This window comes from Paenibacillus sp. YYML68, assembly GCF_027923405.1.
In the GTDB taxonomy this organism is placed as follows: Bacteria; Bacillota; Bacilli; order Paenibacillales; family NBRC-103111; genus Paenibacillus_G.
Genome location: NZ_BQYI01000001.1, coordinates 2,221,214 through 2,240,612, shown reverse-complemented (window position 1 = coordinate 2,240,612; position 19,399 = coordinate 2,221,214). Strand labels below are relative to the sequence as shown.

Annotated in this window: 11 protein-coding genes; 5 read left to right on the top strand and 6 right to left on the bottom strand. The window is 43.6% G+C overall.

The features are described 5' to 3' along the window. The first annotated feature begins 1,259 nt into the window (after nucleotides 1-1,259). On the top strand, nucleotides 1,260-1,625 hold the full coding sequence (locus PAE68_RS10160) for a hypothetical protein (RefSeq protein WP_281886582.1): 366 nt from the start codon (nucleotides 1,260-1,262) through the stop codon (nucleotides 1,623-1,625). A 1,159-nt stretch (nucleotides 1,626-2,784) separates the two neighbouring features. Here the strand turns inward: PAE68_RS10160 and PAE68_RS10155 are convergent. Beyond that, nucleotides 2,785-3,294: a DMP19 family protein gene (locus PAE68_RS10155; RefSeq protein ID WP_281886580.1), complete on the bottom strand. Its 510-nt coding sequence runs from the start codon at nucleotides 3,292-3,294 to the stop codon at nucleotides 2,785-2,787. A 2,073-nt stretch (nucleotides 3,295-5,367) separates the two neighbouring features. On the opposite strand from PAE68_RS10155, the gene PAE68_RS10150 reads away from it, so the two are divergent. The 4 genes from PAE68_RS10150 to PAE68_RS10135 all read left to right on the top strand — a co-directional run bounded on the left by PAE68_RS10150 (nucleotide 5,368) and on the right by PAE68_RS10135 (nucleotide 10,684). Next, nucleotides 5,368-6,932, top strand: a protein-coding gene (locus PAE68_RS10150; protein ID WP_397378190.1) for an IS3 family transposase whose coding sequence is annotated in 2 segments (ribosomal slippage) — nucleotides 5,368-5,839 and nucleotides 5,839-6,932 — 1,566 coding nt in all. Because the reading frame shifts where the segments join, the coding sequence is not laid out codon by codon here. A 623-nt stretch (nucleotides 6,933-7,555) separates the two neighbouring features. Next, entirely contained in the window at nucleotides 7,556-7,804 is a 249-nt protein-coding gene (locus PAE68_RS10145) for a hypothetical protein (protein ID WP_281886532.1), read from the top strand. A 2,393-nt stretch (nucleotides 7,805-10,197) separates the two neighbouring features. Continuing rightward, nucleotides 10,198-10,434, top strand: coding sequence for a hypothetical protein (locus tag PAE68_RS10140; RefSeq protein ID WP_281886563.1), 237 nt, complete (start codon nucleotides 10,198-10,200; stop codon nucleotides 10,432-10,434). Next, nucleotides 10,418-10,684 carry a type II toxin-antitoxin system RelE family toxin gene (locus PAE68_RS10135; RefSeq protein ID WP_281886561.1) on the top strand — a complete coding sequence of 89 codons (267 nt, stop codon included), beginning with the start codon at nucleotides 10,418-10,420 and terminating at the stop codon, nucleotides 10,682-10,684. The genes PAE68_RS10140 and PAE68_RS10135 overlap by 17 nt, the downstream gene beginning before the upstream one ends. A gap of 250 nt (nucleotides 10,685-10,934) precedes the next feature. Here the strand turns inward: PAE68_RS10135 and PAE68_RS10130 are convergent, their stop codons facing one another. The 5 genes from PAE68_RS10130 to PAE68_RS10110 form a co-directional block, all read right to left on the bottom strand. Next, nucleotides 10,935-11,390: a hypothetical protein gene (locus PAE68_RS10130; RefSeq protein ID WP_281886578.1), complete on the bottom strand. Its 456-nt coding sequence runs from the start codon at nucleotides 11,388-11,390 to the stop codon at nucleotides 10,935-10,937. 2,825 nt (nucleotides 11,391-14,215) lie between these two features. Further along, complete coding sequence (locus PAE68_RS10125) at nucleotides 14,216-14,599, bottom strand: transposase (RefSeq protein WP_281884708.1); 384 nt, start codon at nucleotides 14,597-14,599, stop codon at nucleotides 14,216-14,218. Continuing rightward, the gene (locus tag PAE68_RS10120) at nucleotides 14,596-15,372 is read right to left on the bottom strand and encodes an IS4 family transposase (protein ID WP_281886576.1); all 777 of its coding nucleotides are present in this window, start codon (nucleotides 15,370-15,372) and stop codon (nucleotides 14,596-14,598) included. Before PAE68_RS10120 ends, PAE68_RS10125 begins: the two co-directional genes overlap by 4 nt. Nucleotides 15,373-16,014: 642 nt before the next feature. Continuing rightward, a complete protein-coding gene (locus PAE68_RS10115) occupies nucleotides 16,015-16,464 on the bottom strand; it encodes a GNAT family N-acetyltransferase (RefSeq protein WP_281886574.1) in 450 nt (149 codons plus the stop codon). 1,628 nt (nucleotides 16,465-18,092) lie between these two features. Further along, nucleotides 18,093-18,581 (bottom strand): GNAT family N-acetyltransferase, encoded by a 489-nt coding sequence (locus tag PAE68_RS10110; RefSeq protein WP_281886572.1) that lies wholly within the window; start codon nucleotides 18,579-18,581, stop codon nucleotides 18,093-18,095. Between the last annotated feature and the right edge of the window lie 818 nt (nucleotides 18,582-19,399).

Sequence of the window (19,399 nt, the reverse complement as noted above, 5' to 3'; positions counted from 1 at the left end):
CTGGCTGTCACTTGTTAACCATCCTGTATCAAAGTTCCTCGCTTCCCTGCCTATGAAATCAAAATCGATTCGATCGTTCCCTTCATTCCTAATACTACCAAATCATAACGATTCTCGTTAGTCAACAAACTATTAGGAATGAACTTCTTTCGATCGAACAAGGGCATTAGAAATTAAGGAATTATGCACCAACCCAATCCATTCGAATGTTCCCGACCTCTAGAAGCAGGACCTATCGAGTAGCACCGATACAACAAACTTGTCCTGATTCATGCTTCCTCGCTTCTCGCTTGTCGGGAATATTCACCTCAATGGATTGGGTTGGGTCTTTCTTCTTGATACACTTCGTGTTGACTTTCACATAACGTTCTTGCATTCACGAACCTCCGCAGGAGGTTGTCCGCCGAATCTACTTCCTCGAAAACTCTTCTTGCGGACCGAGGGGCGCCAGCCCCGATGCGTGAATGCGGTGTTATAAGATGGTCGGGCCTTCTTTGAGTTACCTTCATATCTCTTGCTGCTTCTCATTAATATATTTCAGATTCATGCTCGTACATTCCTTCTAACACCTCAAGCTCTTGATTTTCTTTATTTCGGCGGTCGAGCTGTAACTGTCCAGACTTCCGATCATCGCAACGTTCCACTTCAGTCGAAGTCTGGCTAACTAACTAATTTTCGTTTTCAATCCTGCTTTCGACTTTACTCGACCTGCTTACTAGCTACCAAATCGATTCACGTAGCAACCTACTCCAAATTCTTCAAACTCGATTCATCATCCCTAACTTTTGTACTGGTTCGCGAAATCCTCACTACGTAACTTATCTAACATTATTGCTCATTTCAAATCGCTGTTTGATCAAAATTAACATAAGCCAAGCATTACCTTCTTGACGAACCTACATGTTATGTTTTTTACGGCGGCCGCGTTGTGCATCAGTCTCGAAGGATACTCGCAACGCTTCGCTTCTGTTGAAGTCTTAGTATTCATGTTAGACTAACTTTTTTAGAAATGCTCTACTTGCTGTACTGTTGGTTCTATAAGAATCAATTTACTCATTCAAGATTTTAAATTGCTCTTGTTTTGTCTAGCCCGACTTTCTTATAACGTTCTTGCATTCACGAACCCGAGAGGCTTAAGGCGCGTCAGCGCCGGGTCGCCAGACTTAGCCTCACAGGGTTGTCTGCTTGAATCCACTTCCCCGAATTATCTTCTGGCAGACCGAGGGCGTCAGCCCGATGCGTGAATGCGGTGTTAGACGATGCCAACGGCCCTCTTCGAGCTACTCCCACAAACTGGTTCTTCATCATTCACTTCGCTGCCTAAAACCCTCTCCAAAATCGCTCTTAAAATCGCTCTTAAAATCGCTCTTAAAATCGCTCTTAAAATCGCTCTTAAAATCGCTCTTAAAATCGCTCTTAAAATCGCTCTTAAAATCGCTCTTAAAATCGCTCTTAAAATCGCTCTTAAAATCGCTCTTAAAATCGCTCTTAAAATCGCTCTTAAAATCGCTCTTAAAATCGCTCTTAAAATCGCTCTTAAAATCATTATTACAAAGGGTGCTTCAGCTTCGGTTTCTTGTCAAGCTCTGTTTCTTACGCGCGCTCGTACTTTCAACCCACTATGACTGATCTTCGCGGCTAACTCTTCAATTATCTTTTAGATTCGGCCTTTTACTCATCGTTTCGAGTACACTCTGACTTATCATGGAACCTCGACCAACTGACTCAAATGTAAACCAAACATCAAACTAACTTCCTCCACTGATGTTTTTTCGGAATTCATATTGAACACAAGCCATAACAACTCGCGGTAAAGTAAACCGATCTTGACGTCACAATAGATCTCAAATATGATCGTATTTGGTTATTGGTTTATTCTAGCGTTGGTTTCGTCTAACGTTCTTGTATTCACGAACCCGAGAGGCTTAAAGGAGCGGAGCGACTGGGTCGAAGACTTAGCCTCGCAGGGTTGTCTGCCTGAATCCACTTCCCTGAATCATCTACCGGCAGACCGAGGGAGCTTCAGCGACCGATGCGTGAATACGGTGTTATGTGATGGTCAACTGAGCTACCCGCATAATTCCTTAATTCCTTTGCCCTTGTTCGATTTTGATTTCATTCGCTTCTTTGAGTTTTGGAACTTAGATACAGGTTTTACAAGTGACAGCCTCCTCCAGAGTAAACATTAGCACGCCATTCTTGGCGTGGCAGGTTACTCGTATGATACAATCCACTGGCTGTCGCTTGTTAACCGTCCTGTATCTAAGTTCCTCGCTTCCCTGCCTATGAAATCAAAATCGATTCGATCGCCCCCTTCATTCCTAATACTACCAAAACATAACGATTCTCGTTAGTCAACAAACTATTAGGAATGAATTTCTATCGATCGAACAAGGGCATTAGAAATTAAGGAATTATGCACCAACCCAATCCATTCGAATGTTCCCGACCTCTAGAAGCAGGACCTATCGAGTAGCACCGATACAACAAACTTGTCCTGATTCATGCTTCCTCGCTTCTCGCTTGTCGGGAATATTCACCTCAATGGATTGGGTTGGGTCTTTCTTCTTGATACACTTCGTGTTGACTTTCACATAACGTTCTTGCATTCACGAACCCGAGAGGCTTAAGGCGCGTCAGCGCCGGGTCGAAGACTTAGCCTCGCAGGGTTGTCTGCCTGAATCCACTTCCCCGAGTTATCTCCTGGCAGACCGAGGGCGTCAGCCCGATGCGTGAATGCGGTGTTAGGCGTAGTTTCCGACTCCTTCGAGTTACAGTACATTTTCATTCAGGTATATTAACATATCCTCTAAAAAGGAACTTATTTGCATTTGTTCGAATATAGTTCATAACTAACCCAAAGTAATCTTCTTCAGAATTATATAATTTTTCATCGAGGTCATCGAAATCTGCTTCGTACTCGTCTAGTTGATCTTGACGGGTAAATCTATCCTTACTCGGGAAGCCTCCAAGTCTTAATGTAGATTCTTTTAATATCTCGTAATATTCTTTGGAACCAATTATTTCAAATCCCTTCAGTGCATCCTCCCACACTATTCCTGTTGAATTGAAGAAAAATTGATCATGACCTCCATTATTTACTTCCGCTATATACCATTCAATTGCAAGTATATATTTCTGTTCTTCTGAAAAGTTCGATAAGTCTTTTATATACTTTTCTTCCCCTTCATGAATGCTTACACTCCACCATAAAGGTTCAATAATCTTCATAATATCATTTGCATTAATCAAATCTTCATCGACTATCAACTCGACTGCTTTATATTCCATCATTGATCTTCCTCCTATTGGTTTCGGAAATTACGCCTAACGTTCTTGCATTCACGAACCCGAGAGGCTTAAGGCGCGTTAGCGCCGGGTCGCCAGACTTAGCCTCGCAGGGTTGTCTGCCTGAATCCGCTTCCCCGAATGATCTCCTAGCAGACCAAGGGCGCCAGCCCGCAGCGTGAATGCGGTGTTATATGAAGTCCATCTGACTAAACCCCAGCATAATTTCTTAATTTTCGTTGCTCTTGTTCATCTTTTGATTTCATTTTCTTCTTTGCTCTTTAGAATTTCATATACAGGTTTAACAAGTGGCATGCTTTTAGGAGTAAACATTAGAATAACGCAACCCTTGCGTGGAAGGTTACTCCATATTATACCATCGCTGCTCGCCACTTGTTTATGTTCCTGTATATGAAATTCCACACTTCCTCGCCAATGAAATAAATAATCGATTCTTCTCCGTTCATATACAAACTTCAAAACCAACAACGTAACACGTTGTCCAACTAACTAATATGAACGGTTTTAGAATCGATCTTGAACAAGAGCCTTGAAAAATTAAGAAATTATGCGCCGACCTAGCAATCTGTGGTTCACGACCGTTAGAATGAGGACAATCACTCCACGCTCCAACTAACTATTCCGTCCTCATTCCTTCCTCCATGCTCAACCATAGTCGTGAATCACTTCATGATTGCTCAGGTCGGAGGGGTTCTCCCTTGTCCAGCTTCGGATTTCATATAACGTTCTTGTATTCACGAACCCTCACTGGCTTAAGTGAGCGTTAGCGAGCGGGTCGTCAGACTTAGCCAGTGCAGGGTTGTCTGCTGAATCCGCTACTTCGAAAAATCTTCCGGCAGACCGAGGGGCGCAGCCCCGATGCGTGAATACGGTGTTAAGTGATGGCCAGCTGAGCTACCCGCATAATTCCTTAATTTCCTTGCCCTTGTTCGATTTTGATTTCATTCACTTCTTTGCGTTTGGGAACTTAGATACAGGTTTTACAAGTGACAGACTCCTCCAGAGTAAACATTAGCACGACATTCTTGGCGTGGCAGGTTACTCGTATGATCCATCCTACTGACTGTCACTTGTTAACCATCCTGTATCTAAGTTCCTCGCTCCACTGCCTATGAAATCAAAATCCTCGATCGATTCCTTCATTCCTCATACCTCCAACACAACATCGAGAATCGGGTGTCAACTAACTATTAGGAATGAAACTGAATCGATCGAACAAGGGCATTAGAAATTAAGGAATTATGCCCCAACTCAATCCATCCGGTTGATCCCGACTTCTAGAAGCAGGATTGATCGAATTGCATCGATCAAACTAACTTGTCCTGATTCACACTTACTCGCTTCTCCCAGGTCGGGATCAACCTCTTGATGGATTGGGTTGGGATCTTCTTCATGATTTACTTCGGGCTGGCTTTCACTTAACGTTCTTGTATTCACGAACCCGAGAGGCTTAAAGGAGCGGAGCGACTGGGTCGAAGACTTAGCCTCGCAGGGTTGTCTGCCTGAATCCACTTCCCTGAATCATCTACCGGCAGACCGAGGGAGCTTCAGCGACCGATGCGTGAATACGGTGTTATGTGATGGTCAACTGAGCTACCCGCATAATTCCTTAATTCCTTTGCCCTTGTTCGATTTTGATTTCATTCGCTTCTTTGAGTTTTGGAACTTAGATACAGGTTTTACAAGTGACAGCCTCCTCCAGAGTAAACATTAGCACGCCATTCTTGGCGTGGCAGGTTACTCGTATGATACAATCCACTGGCTGTCGCTTGTTAACCGTCCTGTATCTAAGTTCCTCGCTTCCCTGCCTATGAAATCAAAATCGATTCGATCGCCCCCTTCATTCCTAATACTACCAAAACATAACGATTCTCGTTAGTCAACAAACTATTAGGAATGAATTTCTATCGATCGAACAAGGGCATTAGAAATTAAGGAATTATGCACCAACCCAATCCATTCGAATGTTCCCGACCTCTAGAACCCCCTGTGTCACAATAGTTGTCGTACCCCTCGATAAAAAGTATAGTAGAACCAGAGAGGCAGAGGTGACGGACGATGGCTAGATACAGTGAGGAATTGAAACGCAACATACAACTACGAATGATCCCCCCGCATAATGAATCTGTGAGTCAGATTGCAAGAGACAGCGGCCTGTCCGAAGGGACGCTGTACAAGTGGCAAAAAGAAGCCCGAGCGAACGGCGCTGTCGTTCCAGGTGGCGGAGCAGAGCCCGAGAAATGGAGTAGTCGGGATAAGTTTTCGATTGTGCTGGAAACCGCTACGTTGAGCGAAGTCGAACTGGCCGAATACTGTCGTGCCAAAGGACTCTACGCAGAACAGATTGAAGCTTGGCGGGATGCTTGTATGCAAGCCAATGGTGGACTCGCCCAACAGGCATCCCAGCTGCAAAAAGAACTCCGAACTAAAGAGCGAGAAATGAAGACGCTCACTCGGGAGTTAAAACGAAAGGAAGCTGCTCTAGCCGAAACGGCAGCGCTTCTCGTGCTGCGAAAAAAGGCACAGTCGATCTGGGGGGACCAAGAGGACGCATGATCAGTGCCTCAGATCGACGAATGGCCATGGAACTGATCCAAGAAGCAGTAGATGCTGGAGCCAAAGAAGAGGCGGCATGCCAAGAGATCGGATTAACGCAGCGGACCTTGCAGCGGTGGCGCAAAGAGGGCGCACCGCAAGAGGATCAACGGCCGCATGCGGTAAGGCCTGCCCCATCCCACAAGCTAAGTGAAGTGGAACGACAACAGATTATCGAGGTCGTGAATCAGCCGGCATACAAGAGCCTTCCACCTAGCCAAATCGTACCACGACTGGCTGATGAGGGTGTCTACATGGCGTCCGAATCGACATTCTATCGCGTAATGCATGCTCATGGACAGCAGCACCATCGAGGTCGCAGTAAGAAGCCTGTTTCGAAGCCGTTAACGAGCCATTGTGCTGTGGCGGCCAACCAAGTGTGGATGTGGGACATCACCTGGCTGCCTGGTCCTGTGAAGGGTTTATTCTACTACCTCTATCTCATCCTGGATCTATTCAGCCGAAAAATCGTAGGCTGGGAGGTATGGAATGAAGAATCCGCGGAGCATGCGAGCACATTGGTTCGTCGAACGGTCCTGAGCGAACAGTGTGTTGTGCGCAAGGAGCCGCTGGTCCTGCATTCGGATAACGGGAGTCCGATGAAGGGTGCCACTCTACTTGAAACGTTATACAGCCTAGGAATCACGCCCTCCAAAAGCAGGCCGCGTGTCAGCAACGATAACCCTTACGCCGAGTCGGTGTTTCGCACCTGCAAATACCGCCCCAGCTACCCGTTACATGGATTTAAGTCGACGACAGAAGCCCGTGAATGGGTACGGAAGTTCGTCCATTGGTATAACACTGAGCATCACCACAGCGGGCTTAATTTCCTGACCCCTAACCAAAGGCATAAGGGACTTGCTGAACAGATTTTTGAGAAGAGAAAGCGAGTGTACGAACAAGCTAGACAGGACAACCCAAGGCGGTGGTCCGGGAAGATAAGGAACTGGAGTCTAGACGAACGAGTGTATCTTAATCCCGAGAAAGTCCAGCACTCCATAGCTACAACAACGGCGACACAAGCCTGATTGACTCTATTTAATTTTCAAAGATTCACGACAACTATATTGACAAACACCGAGAAGCAGGACCTATCGAGTAGCACCGATACAACAAACTTGTCCTGATTCATGCTTCCTCGCTTCTCGCTTGTCGGGAATATTCACCTCAATGGATTGGGTTGGGTCTTTCTTCTTGATACACTTCGTGTTGACTTTCACATAACGTTCTTGCATTCACGAACCCGAGAGGCTTAAGGCGCGTCAGCGCCGGGTCGCCAGACTTAGCCTCGCAGGGTTGTCTGCTTGAATCAACTTCCCCGAATTATCTTCTGGCAGACCGAGGGCGTCAGCCCGAAGCGTGAATGCGGTGTTAGGTGATGTTCCTGACTTCTTCGAGTCAACTGCATATGCTTTGTTTTATCTCTTCATATAAACTTGACTCCAGCTCGAAATCATCGCTTGACGTGAACCTTCCTTTAGTTACCCCATAATGTTAGAGATGAAATCGATTTTCATAAAAAGTTCTGTGATGTAATTCTTTGCTTCGAGCTGTCTAGCACTGATTATTGTGTTGAGCCTTAAACTTTCTTTCTTTATGATTTGTATATCCTCTGTTATAATGTTCTTAATATTTCTGGGTGGTGAATTATGTGGATAAACTTGACCTAATACTTGAACAATTAAAAGAACTAAACTCATTAATGACTGCAGTAAGAAATCGAGTTGACGAATCAGACGCAAAAATAGATGCAATGTCAATGGATCTTCATAAAGTAATTGGACATATTAAGGCTTTACAAGATGGACAAGATCGACACGAAAGCATTCTTGAAAAATTAGCCTTAAGATCTATTGAACATGAATCTATTGTTGAAAAATTACAAAGTCCCAACAGTTAGTTTCATCCTGGCACTCCTCTAAGTGCCTTTTTTATTTTCTTGTGCTTTAGATATTTATTATTCAACAGGAATTTCACCTAACGTTCTTGTATTCACGAACCCGAGAGGCTTAAGGCGCGTAGCGCCGGGTCGAAGACTTAGCCTCGCAGGGTTGTCTGCCTGAATCCACTTCTCCGAATCATCTTCCGGCAGACCGAGGGGCGCAGCCCCGATGCGTGAATACGTTGTTATATGAAGTCCATCTGACTAAACCCCAGCATAATTTCTTAATTTTCGTTGCTCTTGTTCATCTTTTGATTTCATTTACTTCTTTGCGCTTTGGAATTTCATATACAGGTTTAACAAGTGGCAGGCTTTTAGGAGTAAACATTAGTAACGCAACCCTTGCGTTAAAGGTTACTACATATTATACCATCCATGCTCGCCACTTGTTTACATTCCTGTATATGAAATTCCACGCTTCCTCGCCAATGAAATCAAAAATCGATTCCTAACCGTTCATATACAAACCTCAAAATCAACAACGTAACACGTTGGCCAACTAACTATTATGAACGGTTTTTAGAATCGATCTTGAACAAGAGCCTTGAAAAATTAAGAAATTATGCGCCGACCTAGCAATCTGTGGTTCACGACCGTTAGAATGAGGACAGTCACTCCACGCTCCAACTAACTATTCGTCCTCATTCCTTCCTTCATGCTCAACCCTTGTCGTGAATCACTTCTTGATTGCTTAGGTCGGAGGGGTTCTCCCTTGTCCAGCTTCGGATTTCATATAACGTCTTCGTATTCACGAATCCGAGAGGCTTAAGCCGCGTAGCGGCGGGTCGGAGACTTAGCCTCGCAGGATTGTCTGCCTGAATCCACTTCCCTGAATCATCTACCGGCAGACCGAGGGAGCTTCAGCGACCGATGCGTGAATACGGTGTTATGTGATGGTCAACTGAGCTACCCGCATAATTCCTTAATTTCCTTGCCCTTGTTCGATTTTGATTTCATTCGCTTCTTTGAGTTTTTGGAACTTAGATACAGGTTTTACAAGTGACAGCCTCCTCCAGAGTAAACATTAGCACGCCATTCTTGGCGTGGCAGGTTACTCGTATGATCCAATCCACTGGCTGTCACTTGTTAACCATCCTGTATCAAAGTTCCTCGCTTCCCTGCCTATGAAATCAAAATCGATTCGATCGTTCCCTTCATTCCTAATACTACCAAATCATAACGATTCTCGTTAGTCAACAAACTATTAGGAATGAACTTCTTTCGATCGAACAAGGGCATTAGAAATTAAGGAATTATGCACCAACCCAATCCATTCGAATGTTCCCGACCTCTAGAAGCAGGACCTATCGAGTAGCACCGATACAACAAACTTGTCCTGATTCATGCTTCCTCGCTTCTCGCTTGTCGGGAATATTCACCTCAATGGATTGGGTTGGGTCTTTCTTCTTGATACACTTCGTGTTGACTTTCACATAACGTTCTTGCATTCACGAACCCGAGAGGCTTAAGGCGCGTTAGCGCCGGGTCGCCAGACTTAGCCTCGCAGGGTTGTCTGCCTGAATCCGCTTCCCCGAATGATCTCCTAGCAGACCAAGGGCGCCAGCCCGCAGCGTGAATGCGGTGTTATATGAAGTCCATCTGACTAAACCCCAGCATAATTTCTTAATTTTCGTTGCTCTTGTTCATCTTTTGATTTCATTTTCTTCTTTGCTCTTTAGAATTTCATATACAGGTTTAACAAGTGGCAGGCTTTTAGGAGTAAACATTAGAATAACGCAACCCTTGCGTGGAAGGTTACTCCATATTATACCATCGCTGCTCGCCACTTGTTTATGTTCCTGTATATGAAATTCCACACTTCCTCGCCAATGAAATCAATAATCGATTCTTATCCGTTCATATGCAAACTTCAAAACCAACAACGTAACACGTTGTCCAACTAACTAATATGAACGGTTTTAGAATCGATCTTGAACAAGAGCCTTGAAAAATTAAGAAATTATGCGCCGACCTAGCAATCTGTGGTTCACGACCGTTAGAATGAGGACATTCACTCCACGCTCCAACTAACTATTCCGTCCTCATTCCTTCCTCCATGCTCAACCCTAGTCGTGAATCACTTCATGATTGCTCAGGTCGGAGGGGTCTCCCTTGTCCAGCTTCGGATTTCATATAACGTTCTTGCATTCACGAACCTCCGCAGGAGGTTGTCCGCTGAATCCTCTTCCTCGAAAACACTTCTCGCGGACCGAGGGGCGTCAGCCCCGATGCGTGAATGCTGTGTTAGGCGATGTTGCTGGCTTCTTCGAGTTACTCACGAGAACACCATTCATGATTTTCTAATTTCATGCTATAATTAAAATAACTTTCCTGATTAGGTGGTGCTTGAAATGGCAGTAACAAAGGACCAACTTAATAAGTTGATTCAACAATTACCTGAGGATGCTCTCCCGATGGCAGCTGACTTTCTTGAAAAATTAATTCACAAGAGTGATCATCGGTTTATTCCTTGGGATGATGAACCTACAACTCAGGAGGATCTAGACGATATTAGAAAAGCAAAAGAAGCATTTAAGCGTGGTGAAACCATAAAACTTAAGGACGTTATTGATGACTTACTCAATTGAAATTGATAAAAGTGCACTAAAGTACCTACAGAAATTAGATAAGAAAATGCGAACGCGAATTATACAACACTTACAAATATTAGCCGAAGATCCTTTCCATCCTGAACTTGATATTAAAAGAATGCAAGGAACATTCCAAGATTTCCGTTTGCGTGTTGGCTCATATCGAGTTGTTTACACAGTTGAAGAAGAAATATTAGTAATCCATGTAATAAAAATTGGCTCCCGTGGTGATGTCTATAAGACCTGAATTAAGTCTATCATACTCTGATAGGCTTTTTTATTTTCATTGTCCCTAGCAATTTCGCCTAACGTTCTTGCATTCACGAACCCGAGAGGCTTAAGGCGCGTCAGCGCCGGGTCGAAGACTTAGCCTCGCAGGGTTGTCTGCCTGATTCCGCTTCCCCGAGTTATCTCCTGGCAGACCAAGGGCGCTAGCCCGCCGCGTGAATGCGGTGTTATCGGAAGTTAATGTCCTCTTCGAGTTACTTGCTAGTCAGTCAAGGGTTTCCAGAAAAATATTTTGTCCGTGTTGTTATTTTCTTTGGGGTCTTATATTTATTGCACAGAAAGTCTCCTATGCTCATACTCCCGTTCATATAATAGGAAGGTATCACAATTATACTCCCATCATTAAAACAAATTCTATATTCATCCTCTTCTGGACTAGCTATTGTAATTCTAAAATGTCCGACCTTATCCTCTCTATAGAACTCAATATAATTTATATCATTAATATTAACTTCAGAAATAGCAATTCTAAAAAAACATCTGCTAACTTTATTGTCTTTTACTCTGTAGTTAATTCCAATTATTAAAGTCAATACAGTCAAAAAAATGGTTGCTATGATTAAGGTTACTAAATTTTGGTTTAAAAACAAATACAATAATAATGTTGATCCTATAAATATTGCAGTAAACAAAATCTTTACGAAAAGACTTCTCTGGAATATCATACTCATCTTCTCTTTACATTAATTTCCGATAACGTCTTCGTATTCACGAATCCGAGAGGCTTAAGCCGCGGAGCGGCGGGTCGGAGACTTAGCCTCGCAGGATTGTCTGCCTGAATCCACTTCCCTGAATCATCTACTGGCAGACCGAGGGAGCTTCAGCGACCGATGCGTGAATACGGTGTTATGTGATGGTCAACTGAGCTACCCGCATAATTCCTTAATTCTCTTGCCCTTGTTCGATTTTGATTTCATTCGCTTCTTTGGGTTTTGGAACTTAGATACAGGTTTTACAAGTGACAGCCTCCTCCAGAGTAAACATTAGCACGCCATTCTTGGCGCGGCAGGTTACTCGCATGATCCCATCTACTGGCTGTCACTTGTCAACCGTCCTGTATCAAAGTTCCTCCCTTCCCTGCCTATGAAATCAAAATCGATTCGATCGTCCCTTCATTCCTAATACTACCAATAAATAACGATTCTCGTTAGTCAACAAACTATTAGGAATGAACTTCTTTCGATCGAACATGGGCATTAGAAATTAAGGAATTATGCACCAACCCAATCCATTCGAATGTTCCCGACCTCTAGAAGCAGGACCTATCGAGTAGCACCGATACAACAAACTTGTCCTGATTCACACTTCCTCGCTTCTCGCTTGTCGGGAATATTCACCTCAATGGATTGGGTTGGGTCTTTCTTCTTGATACACTTCGTGTTGACTTTCACATAACGTTCTTGTATTCACGAACCCGAGAGGCTTAAGGCGCGTAGCGCCGGGTCGAAGACTTAGCCTCGCAGGGTTGTCTGCCTGAATCCACTTCTCCGAATCATCTTCCGGCAGACCGAGGGGCGCAGCCCCGATGCGTGAATACGTTGTTATATGAAGTCCATCTGACTAAACCCCAGCATAATTTCTTAATTTTCGTTGCTCTTGTTCATCTTTTGATTTCATTTACTTCTTTGCGCTTTGGAATTTCATATACAGGTTTAACAAGTGGCAGGCTTTTAGGAGTAAACATTAGTAACGCAACCCTTGCGTTAAAGGTTACTACATATTATACCATCCATGCTCGCCACTTGTTTACATTCCTGTATATGAAATTCCAAGCTTCCTCGCCAATGAAATCAAAAAATCGATTCTTAACCGTTCATATACAAACTTCAAAACAACAACGTAACACGTTGTCCAACTAACTATTATGAACGGTTTTTAGAATCGATCTTGAACAAGAGCCTTGAAAAATTAAGAAATTATGCGCCGACCTAGCAATCTGTGGTTCACGACCGATAGAATGAGGACAATCACCCCACGCTCCAACTAACTATTCGTCCTCATTCCTTCCTTCATGCTCAACCCTTGTCGTGAATCACTTCTTGATTGCTTAGGTCGGAGGGGTTCTCCCTTGTCCAGCTTCGGATTTCATATAACGTCTTCGTATTCACGAACCCGAGAGGCTTAAGGCGCGTAGCGCCGGGTCGAAGACTTAGCCTCGCAGGGTTGTCTGCCTGAGTCCACTTCTCCGAGTTATCTTCTGGCAGACCAAGGGCGCAAGCCCGCCGCGTGAATACGTTGTTATATGAAGTCCACCTGATTAAACCCCAGCATAATTTCTTAATTTTCGTTGCTCTTGTTCATCTTTTGATTTCATTTTCTTCTTTGCTCTTTGGAATTTTATATACAGGTTTAACAAGTGGCAGGCTTTTAGGAGTAAACATTAGAATAACGCAACCCATGCGTGGAAGGTTACTCCATATTATACCATCGCTGCTCGCCACTTGTTTATGTTCCTGTATATGAAATTCCACGCTTCCTCGCCAATGAAATCAAAAAATCGATTCTTAACCGTTCATATACAAACTTCAAAACAACAACGTAACACGTTGTCCAACTAACTATTATGAACGGTTTTTAGAATCGATCTTGAACAAGAGCCTTGAAAAATTAAGAAATTATGCGCCGACCTAGCAATCTGTGGTTCACGACCGATAGAATGAGGACAATCACTCCACGCTCCAACTAACTACTCGTCCTCATTCGTTCCTCCCTGCTCATCCCTAGTCGTGAATCACTTCATGATTGCTCAGGTCGGAGGGGTTCTCCCTTGTCCAGCTTCGGATTTCATATAACGTCTTCGTATTCACGAATCCGAGAGGCTTAAGGCCCGCAAGGGCCGGGTGGCTCTGCCACTTAGCCTCGCAGGGTTGTCTGCTGAATCAACTTCTTGGAAAATGCCTCTGCAGACCAAGGGCCTTCAGGCCCGCCGCGTGAATACGGTGTTATAGGATGTCAGCGTCCTCTTTGAAATACTTACAAATCACTTAATTTCTGGCTATATTTCTTATGATTAATTCTGGTGACGATTTTGTAGAATGACAATCAAAATGGGAATGCCCTGAATATGAAGTAGCTAGATATGAACAACTATGAACTAACAGTTCAAATCCGAGTTGTGATGAATTAATTATTGCCATATCTTTATCTGCCTTTATTCTAAGTTCTTCGTCATACTTCCAATGTTTCCATGTATCCCAAACGGTTTCATCATGTGTGTTTATTAAAGCAAGTTTATATGTAATGGGTTTAGAATAATCAATTGAGTATTTGATCATTCTTAATTCTTTTTGTGTTAATGGGTTAATGGCTCCATTAAATATCAGTAGCGTTGCATAAATCATGACATCTAAAATGGTGGAATATTCAGAAATTAGTTTTCAAATTCCAAGGGCCAAAAACTTACGGGGTACCCCTGAAACAGGCAGTTGCTGTCCATTTGTAATATTCATCCTTTTCAAGTTGATGATTGGTTTTTTTCGACTTAGGCGACTTACTGGTCTTTCTGTTTCTTCTGTCGCCCTCTCGAAGTTCGACTTGGTTTTCGCTCTACTGCTGCGACCATCCTCAGCCACGGTTGCCACATGAGTTCTTTCAAAGCCTCAATGAGTTCCGTTAACGTTCGACTCGTTCCCAGTTCTAGCTTCATAAGCAGCAGCAAGCAGTATGCAATTAAACAGATCCAAATCTGATTCATCACTGCGTTCTCGCTGTCACCGTAAAAACAGGTTAGCTTCAGGTTCTGCTTGACCCACCGGAAGAACATCTCGATCTGCCAGCGGCTACGATACAGGTCACCAAGCTCTTCTGCCGTCAGGTCGAACCGATTCGTAATGATACGGACCTCATTACCGCGACCGTCTGTGGTGACGATCATACGAAGGGGTGCTGCATGCGCTTGTGAGCTTTGCCTAGCACGACTTTGACATCGCGGATGATGTCTGAATCTGTGTTCACCGAAAGTTCTTCCACTTCTTCGACAACAGCATTGTCCTTTAATCGTGATACGAATCGAATGCCACGCTCGCAGTAACTGTCGTATTTGCCGTAGTCCAGATACCCGCGGTCCATCAGATACGTGACGTCCGACTCATCGATCAGGACGTCCATTTGGCTGCGGTCTGCGGGCCTTGCAGGCGTAACCACTGCCTTATCCGGATAAACATGGTCGGGGTCAGCAAATGCCACTCGCAGGTGCAGTTTCACGCCTGCTTTCGTTTTTCGGAAAGTCGCCCATTTATACCGCTGTAGGCAAACGCTGATCGTAGAAGAGTCTATAATCTTGACCGTTCCGATGCGCCCTGATATCGGCCTAGCATCTCGATGCAACTGTGTAATGAGATTACAAAGGATGGCTTGAAGTACTTCTGGGTCCAGTTGATTATTTTTACGGGACAACTGGGATGCACTGATCGAAGCAATGCCGAGTTGCTTTTGAAATTCCTCGTCGTGCTCCAGCTTTCGCATGATGGAACGAAGACCCTTTCGCTTCTCTAACTGTGCTTCGATGAAGATGTACAGAAAGACTAAGGTGTCGAGCTTTTTCACATAACGGTCGAGCGTAGTCGTGCTTTGCCAATTCGGGATGATGTTTGGATTTATTGGTGCAACCCATTTACCAAATGCAGAAAATAGTGTATCCTTGTCCATGCGTATCTCCTAAGTTAGGGATTTGGACAGGGCTACCTGTTACCCTAATTTTAGGAGTTTTTTGTTACAGAGTACGACCTATTTATTACAATAATAGCACAATTTGTCCAATCTGTTCGCGTGTTAGTTTTTATGCAACGCTACTGATTAAATATAAATAAATCTGTATATCTTGTATCTTCTCTTTCTAAATAAATTACATCGTGACTTTTCATTGAATGATTGAATAAACTTGCCAAAAGAAACATTTCGTCACAATCGGCCGCGTCGATTAAAAGTAAGTGACCCAATTCTTCTTTTACTATGATCTTAATTTCTTTTTGCTTTAAAAAGACTGTGTTAACATCTTTTGAACCAAGTCTATTTTTAATTCGGTTAATATGTATTGATTTTGACATTCTTTGATTTTCTCCATATTTTTATTAATTTACGCTGATTTCCTATAACGTTCTTGCATTCACGAACCCGAGAGGCTTAAAGGAGCGGAGCGACTGGGTCGAAGACTTAGCCTCGCAGGGTTGTCTGCCTGAATCCACTTCTCTGAATGATCTCCTAGCAGACCGAGGGCGCTAGCCCGATGCGTGAATGCGGTGTTATAAGATGTCCCCGCCTTCGAAGGCCTACCTTCACGGTTCTTGTATCTCAAAATACCATCTTAAGCTTTAAACCTACCTCGCTAAATCCTTCTCTCTTATAAAATTCAATTGTTCGATTCCATATTACTGGGTCTGGCGTTCCAACTTCTATTCTCTTCCAGCCTCGAACTTTTGCCAGTTCAACTATATTATCAATCAATAAATGTCCGATATTCTTTGAACGATATTCTGGTAGTACATATAGCTCTTGTATAATTCCAAACCGCCCTCCGGCATATATTGAACATGACTCAGAAACTGCAACTGTACCTACACACTCTTGATTATCTAACGCAATATAACAACTATATATATCTGGAACTTCAAATAATTCTTCACATGTTTTTATATATGTAGCTTTTTCGAGTTCTTTAGCAGTTAGTTCACTCAATAACCTTGCAACCATACCCGCTACAATGTGACTATCTTCTTTATTCGCTTTTTGAATTGATACCATGTTAATCACCTACCAATAACATTAGGTCTTAAAAAAACATTGCGGGGATTTCTTATAACGTTCATGTATTCACGAACCCGAGAGGCTTAAGGCGCGTAGCGCCGGGTCGAAGACTTAGCCTCGCAGGGTTGTCTGCTGAATCCGCTACTCCGAAAAATCCTCTGGTAGACCGAGGGGCGCAGCCCCGATGCGTGAATACGGTGTTAAGTGATGGCCAGCTGAGCTACCCGCATAATTCCTTAATTCCCTTGCCCTTGTTCGATTTTGATTTCATTCACCTCTTTGAGTTTTGGAACTTAGATACAGGTTTTACAAGTGACAGCCTCCTCTAGAGTAAACATTAGCACGACAATCTTGGCGTGGCAGGTTACTCGTATGATCCATCCTACTGACTGTCACTTGTTAACTATCCTGTATCTAAGTTCCTCGCTCCCCTGCCTATGAAATCAAAGTCCTCGATCAATTCCTTCATTCCTAATAGGTCCAAGACAACGCCGAGAATTGGTTGTCAACTAACTATTAGGAATGAATCTGAATTGATCGAACTAGGGCATTCGAAATTAAGGAATTATGCCCCAACTCAATCCATCCGGTTGATCCCGACATTTAGAAGCAGGACTGATCGAGTTTCATCGATCAAACTAACTTGTCCTGATTCACACTTCCTCACTTCTCTATGGTCGGGATCAACCTCTTGATGGATTGGGTTGGGATCTTCTTCATGATTTACTTCGGGCTGGCTTTCACTTAACGTTCTTGTATTCACGAACCCGAGAGGCTTAAGGCGCGTAGCGCCGGGTCGAAGACTTAGCCTCGCAGGGTTGTCTGCCTGAATTTACTTCGCTGAATTATCTCCTGGCAGACCAAGGGCGTCAGCCCGATGCGTGAATACGGTGTTAAGTGATGGCCAGCTGAGCTACCCGCATAATTCCTTAATTTCCTTGCCCTTGTTCGATTTTGATTTCATTCACTTCTTTGTGTTTTGGAACTTAGATACAGGTTTTACAAGTGACAGCCTCCTCTAGAGTAAACATTAGCACGACAATCTTGGCGTGGCAGGTTACTCGTATGATCCATCCTACTGGCTGTCACTTGTTAACAATCCTGTATCTAAGTTCCTCACTCCACTGCCTAAGAAATCAAAATCCTAGATCAATTCCTTCATTCCTAATAATAGTTCCAAGACAACACCGAGAATTGGTTGTCAACTAACTATTAGGAATGAATCTGAATTGATCGAACAAGGGCATTAGAAATTAAGGAATTATGCCCCAACTCAATCCATCCGGTTGTTCCCGACATCTAGAAGCAGGACTGATCGTGTTTCATCGATCAAACTAACTTGTCCTGATTCACACTTCCTCGCTTCTCCCAGGTCGGGATCAACCTCTTGATGGATTGGGTTGGGATTTTCTTCATGATTTACTTCGGGCTGGCTTTCACTTAACGTTCTTGCATTCACGAACCCGAGAGGCTTAAGGCGCGCCAGCGCTGGGTCGAAGACTTAGCCTCGCAGGGTTGTCTGCCTGATTCCGCTTCTCCGAATGATCTCCTGGCAGACCGAGGGGCGTCAGACCCGATGCGTGAATGCGGTGTTATCTGATGCCCATGCCCTCTTTGAATTACCCTCAATCATCGTTCAACCAATATTCTAGTACAGGTAATACATGGTTTTCATCTGCGACTGATCTTTTCTGTCCGATCCTTGTGGCTCCTTGTCTCAAATAAAACCCCTCTGCGTTCGGATCGCTCTTAATCACAAACATATCAATTTCCATTCCTCTTACTTTAGCCATCAAATGATTCCACAACTTCTTTCCGTAACCAGTACCAATACTCTCAGGATCTATAAATAACCAAACTAACTCAGATTGACCCTCTTCATTCATCTCTTGAAAATGGTAAAATCCAAGTATTTTTTCTTCGGATTCTAAAACATATACAATGTCTTTCTTAATCTGGTTTTCAGTAATCATTATCATTTTTCGTGCCTTTTCAAGATATTCTTTATCGTATCCCCAAAAGGACTTAGACAAAAATGCAAGTTCCGATAGGATAGGAGCGTCCCTAAAGCAAGCTTCTCTTATATTGATTTGCTTCTCTTCCTTTCTTTGCATGGGTTTCAGATAACGTCTTCGTATTCACGAATCTGAGAGGCTTAAGGCGCTTCAGCGCCGGGTCGAAGACTTAGCCTCGCAGGATTGTCTGCCTGAATCCACTTCTCCGAATCATCTTCCAGCAGACCAAGGGAGCGCCAGCGAGCGCTGCGTGAATACGTTGTTATATGAAGTCCATCTGACTAAACCCCAGCATAATTTCTTAATTTTCGTTGCTCTTGTTCATCTTTTGATTTCATTTTCTTCTTTGCTCTTTAGAATTTCATATACAGGTTTAACAAGTGGCAGGCTTTTAGGAGTAAACATTAGAATAACGCAACCCTTGCGTGGAAGGTTACTCCATATTATACCATCGCTGCTCGCCACTTGTTTATGTTCCTGTATATGAAATTCCACACTTCCTCGCCAATGAAATCAATAATCGATTCTTATCCGTTCATATGCAAACTTCAAAACCAACAACGTAACATGTTGTCCAACTAACTAATATGAACGGTTTTAGAATCGATCTTGAACAAGAGCCTTGAAAAATTAAGAAATTATGCGCCGACCTAGCAATCTGTGGTTCACGACCGTTAGAATGAGGACATTCACTCCACGCTCCAACTAACTATTCCGTCCTCATTCCTTCCTCCATGCTCAACCCTTGTCGTGAATCACTTCTTGATTGCTTAGGTCGGAGGGGTTCTCCCTTGTCCAGCTTCGGATTTCATATAACGTTCTTGCATTCACGAACCTCCGCAGGAGGTTGTCCGCTGAATCCTCTTCCTCGAAAACACTTCTCGCGGACCGAGGGGCGTCAGCCCCGATGCGTGAAT

Excerpts from the sequence above, each read along its gene's own strand:
- PAE68_RS10140 (WP_281886563.1), top strand. The coding sequence starts at position 10,198 with ATGGCAGTAACAAAGGACCAACTTAATAAGTTGATTCAACAATTACCT.
- PAE68_RS10160 (WP_281886582.1), top strand. The coding sequence starts at position 1,260 with ATGCCAACGGCCCTCTTCGAGCTACTCCCACAAACTGGTTCTTCATCA.
- PAE68_RS10125 (WP_281884708.1), bottom strand. The coding sequence starts at position 14,599 with ATGATCGTCACCACAGACGGTCGCGGTAATGAGGTCCGTATCATTACG.
- PAE68_RS10115 (WP_281886574.1), bottom strand. The coding sequence starts at position 16,464 with ATGGTATCAATTCAAAAAGCGAATAAAGAAGATAGTCACATTGTAGCG.
- PAE68_RS10155 (WP_281886580.1), bottom strand. The coding sequence starts at position 3,294 with ATGATGGAATATAAAGCAGTCGAGTTGATAGTCGATGAAGATTTGATT.
- PAE68_RS10110 (WP_281886572.1), bottom strand. The coding sequence starts at position 18,581 with ATGCAAAGAAAGGAAGAGAAGCAAATCAATATAAGAGAAGCTTGCTTT.
- PAE68_RS10130 (WP_281886578.1), bottom strand. The coding sequence starts at position 11,390 with ATGATATTCCAGAGAAGTCTTTTCGTAAAGATTTTGTTTACTGCAATA.
- PAE68_RS10135 (WP_281886561.1), top strand. The coding sequence starts at position 10,418 with ATGACTTACTCAATTGAAATTGATAAAAGTGCACTAAAGTACCTACAG.
- PAE68_RS10120 (WP_281886576.1), bottom strand. The coding sequence starts at position 15,372 with ATGGACAAGGATACACTATTTTCTGCATTTGGTAAATGGGTTGCACCA.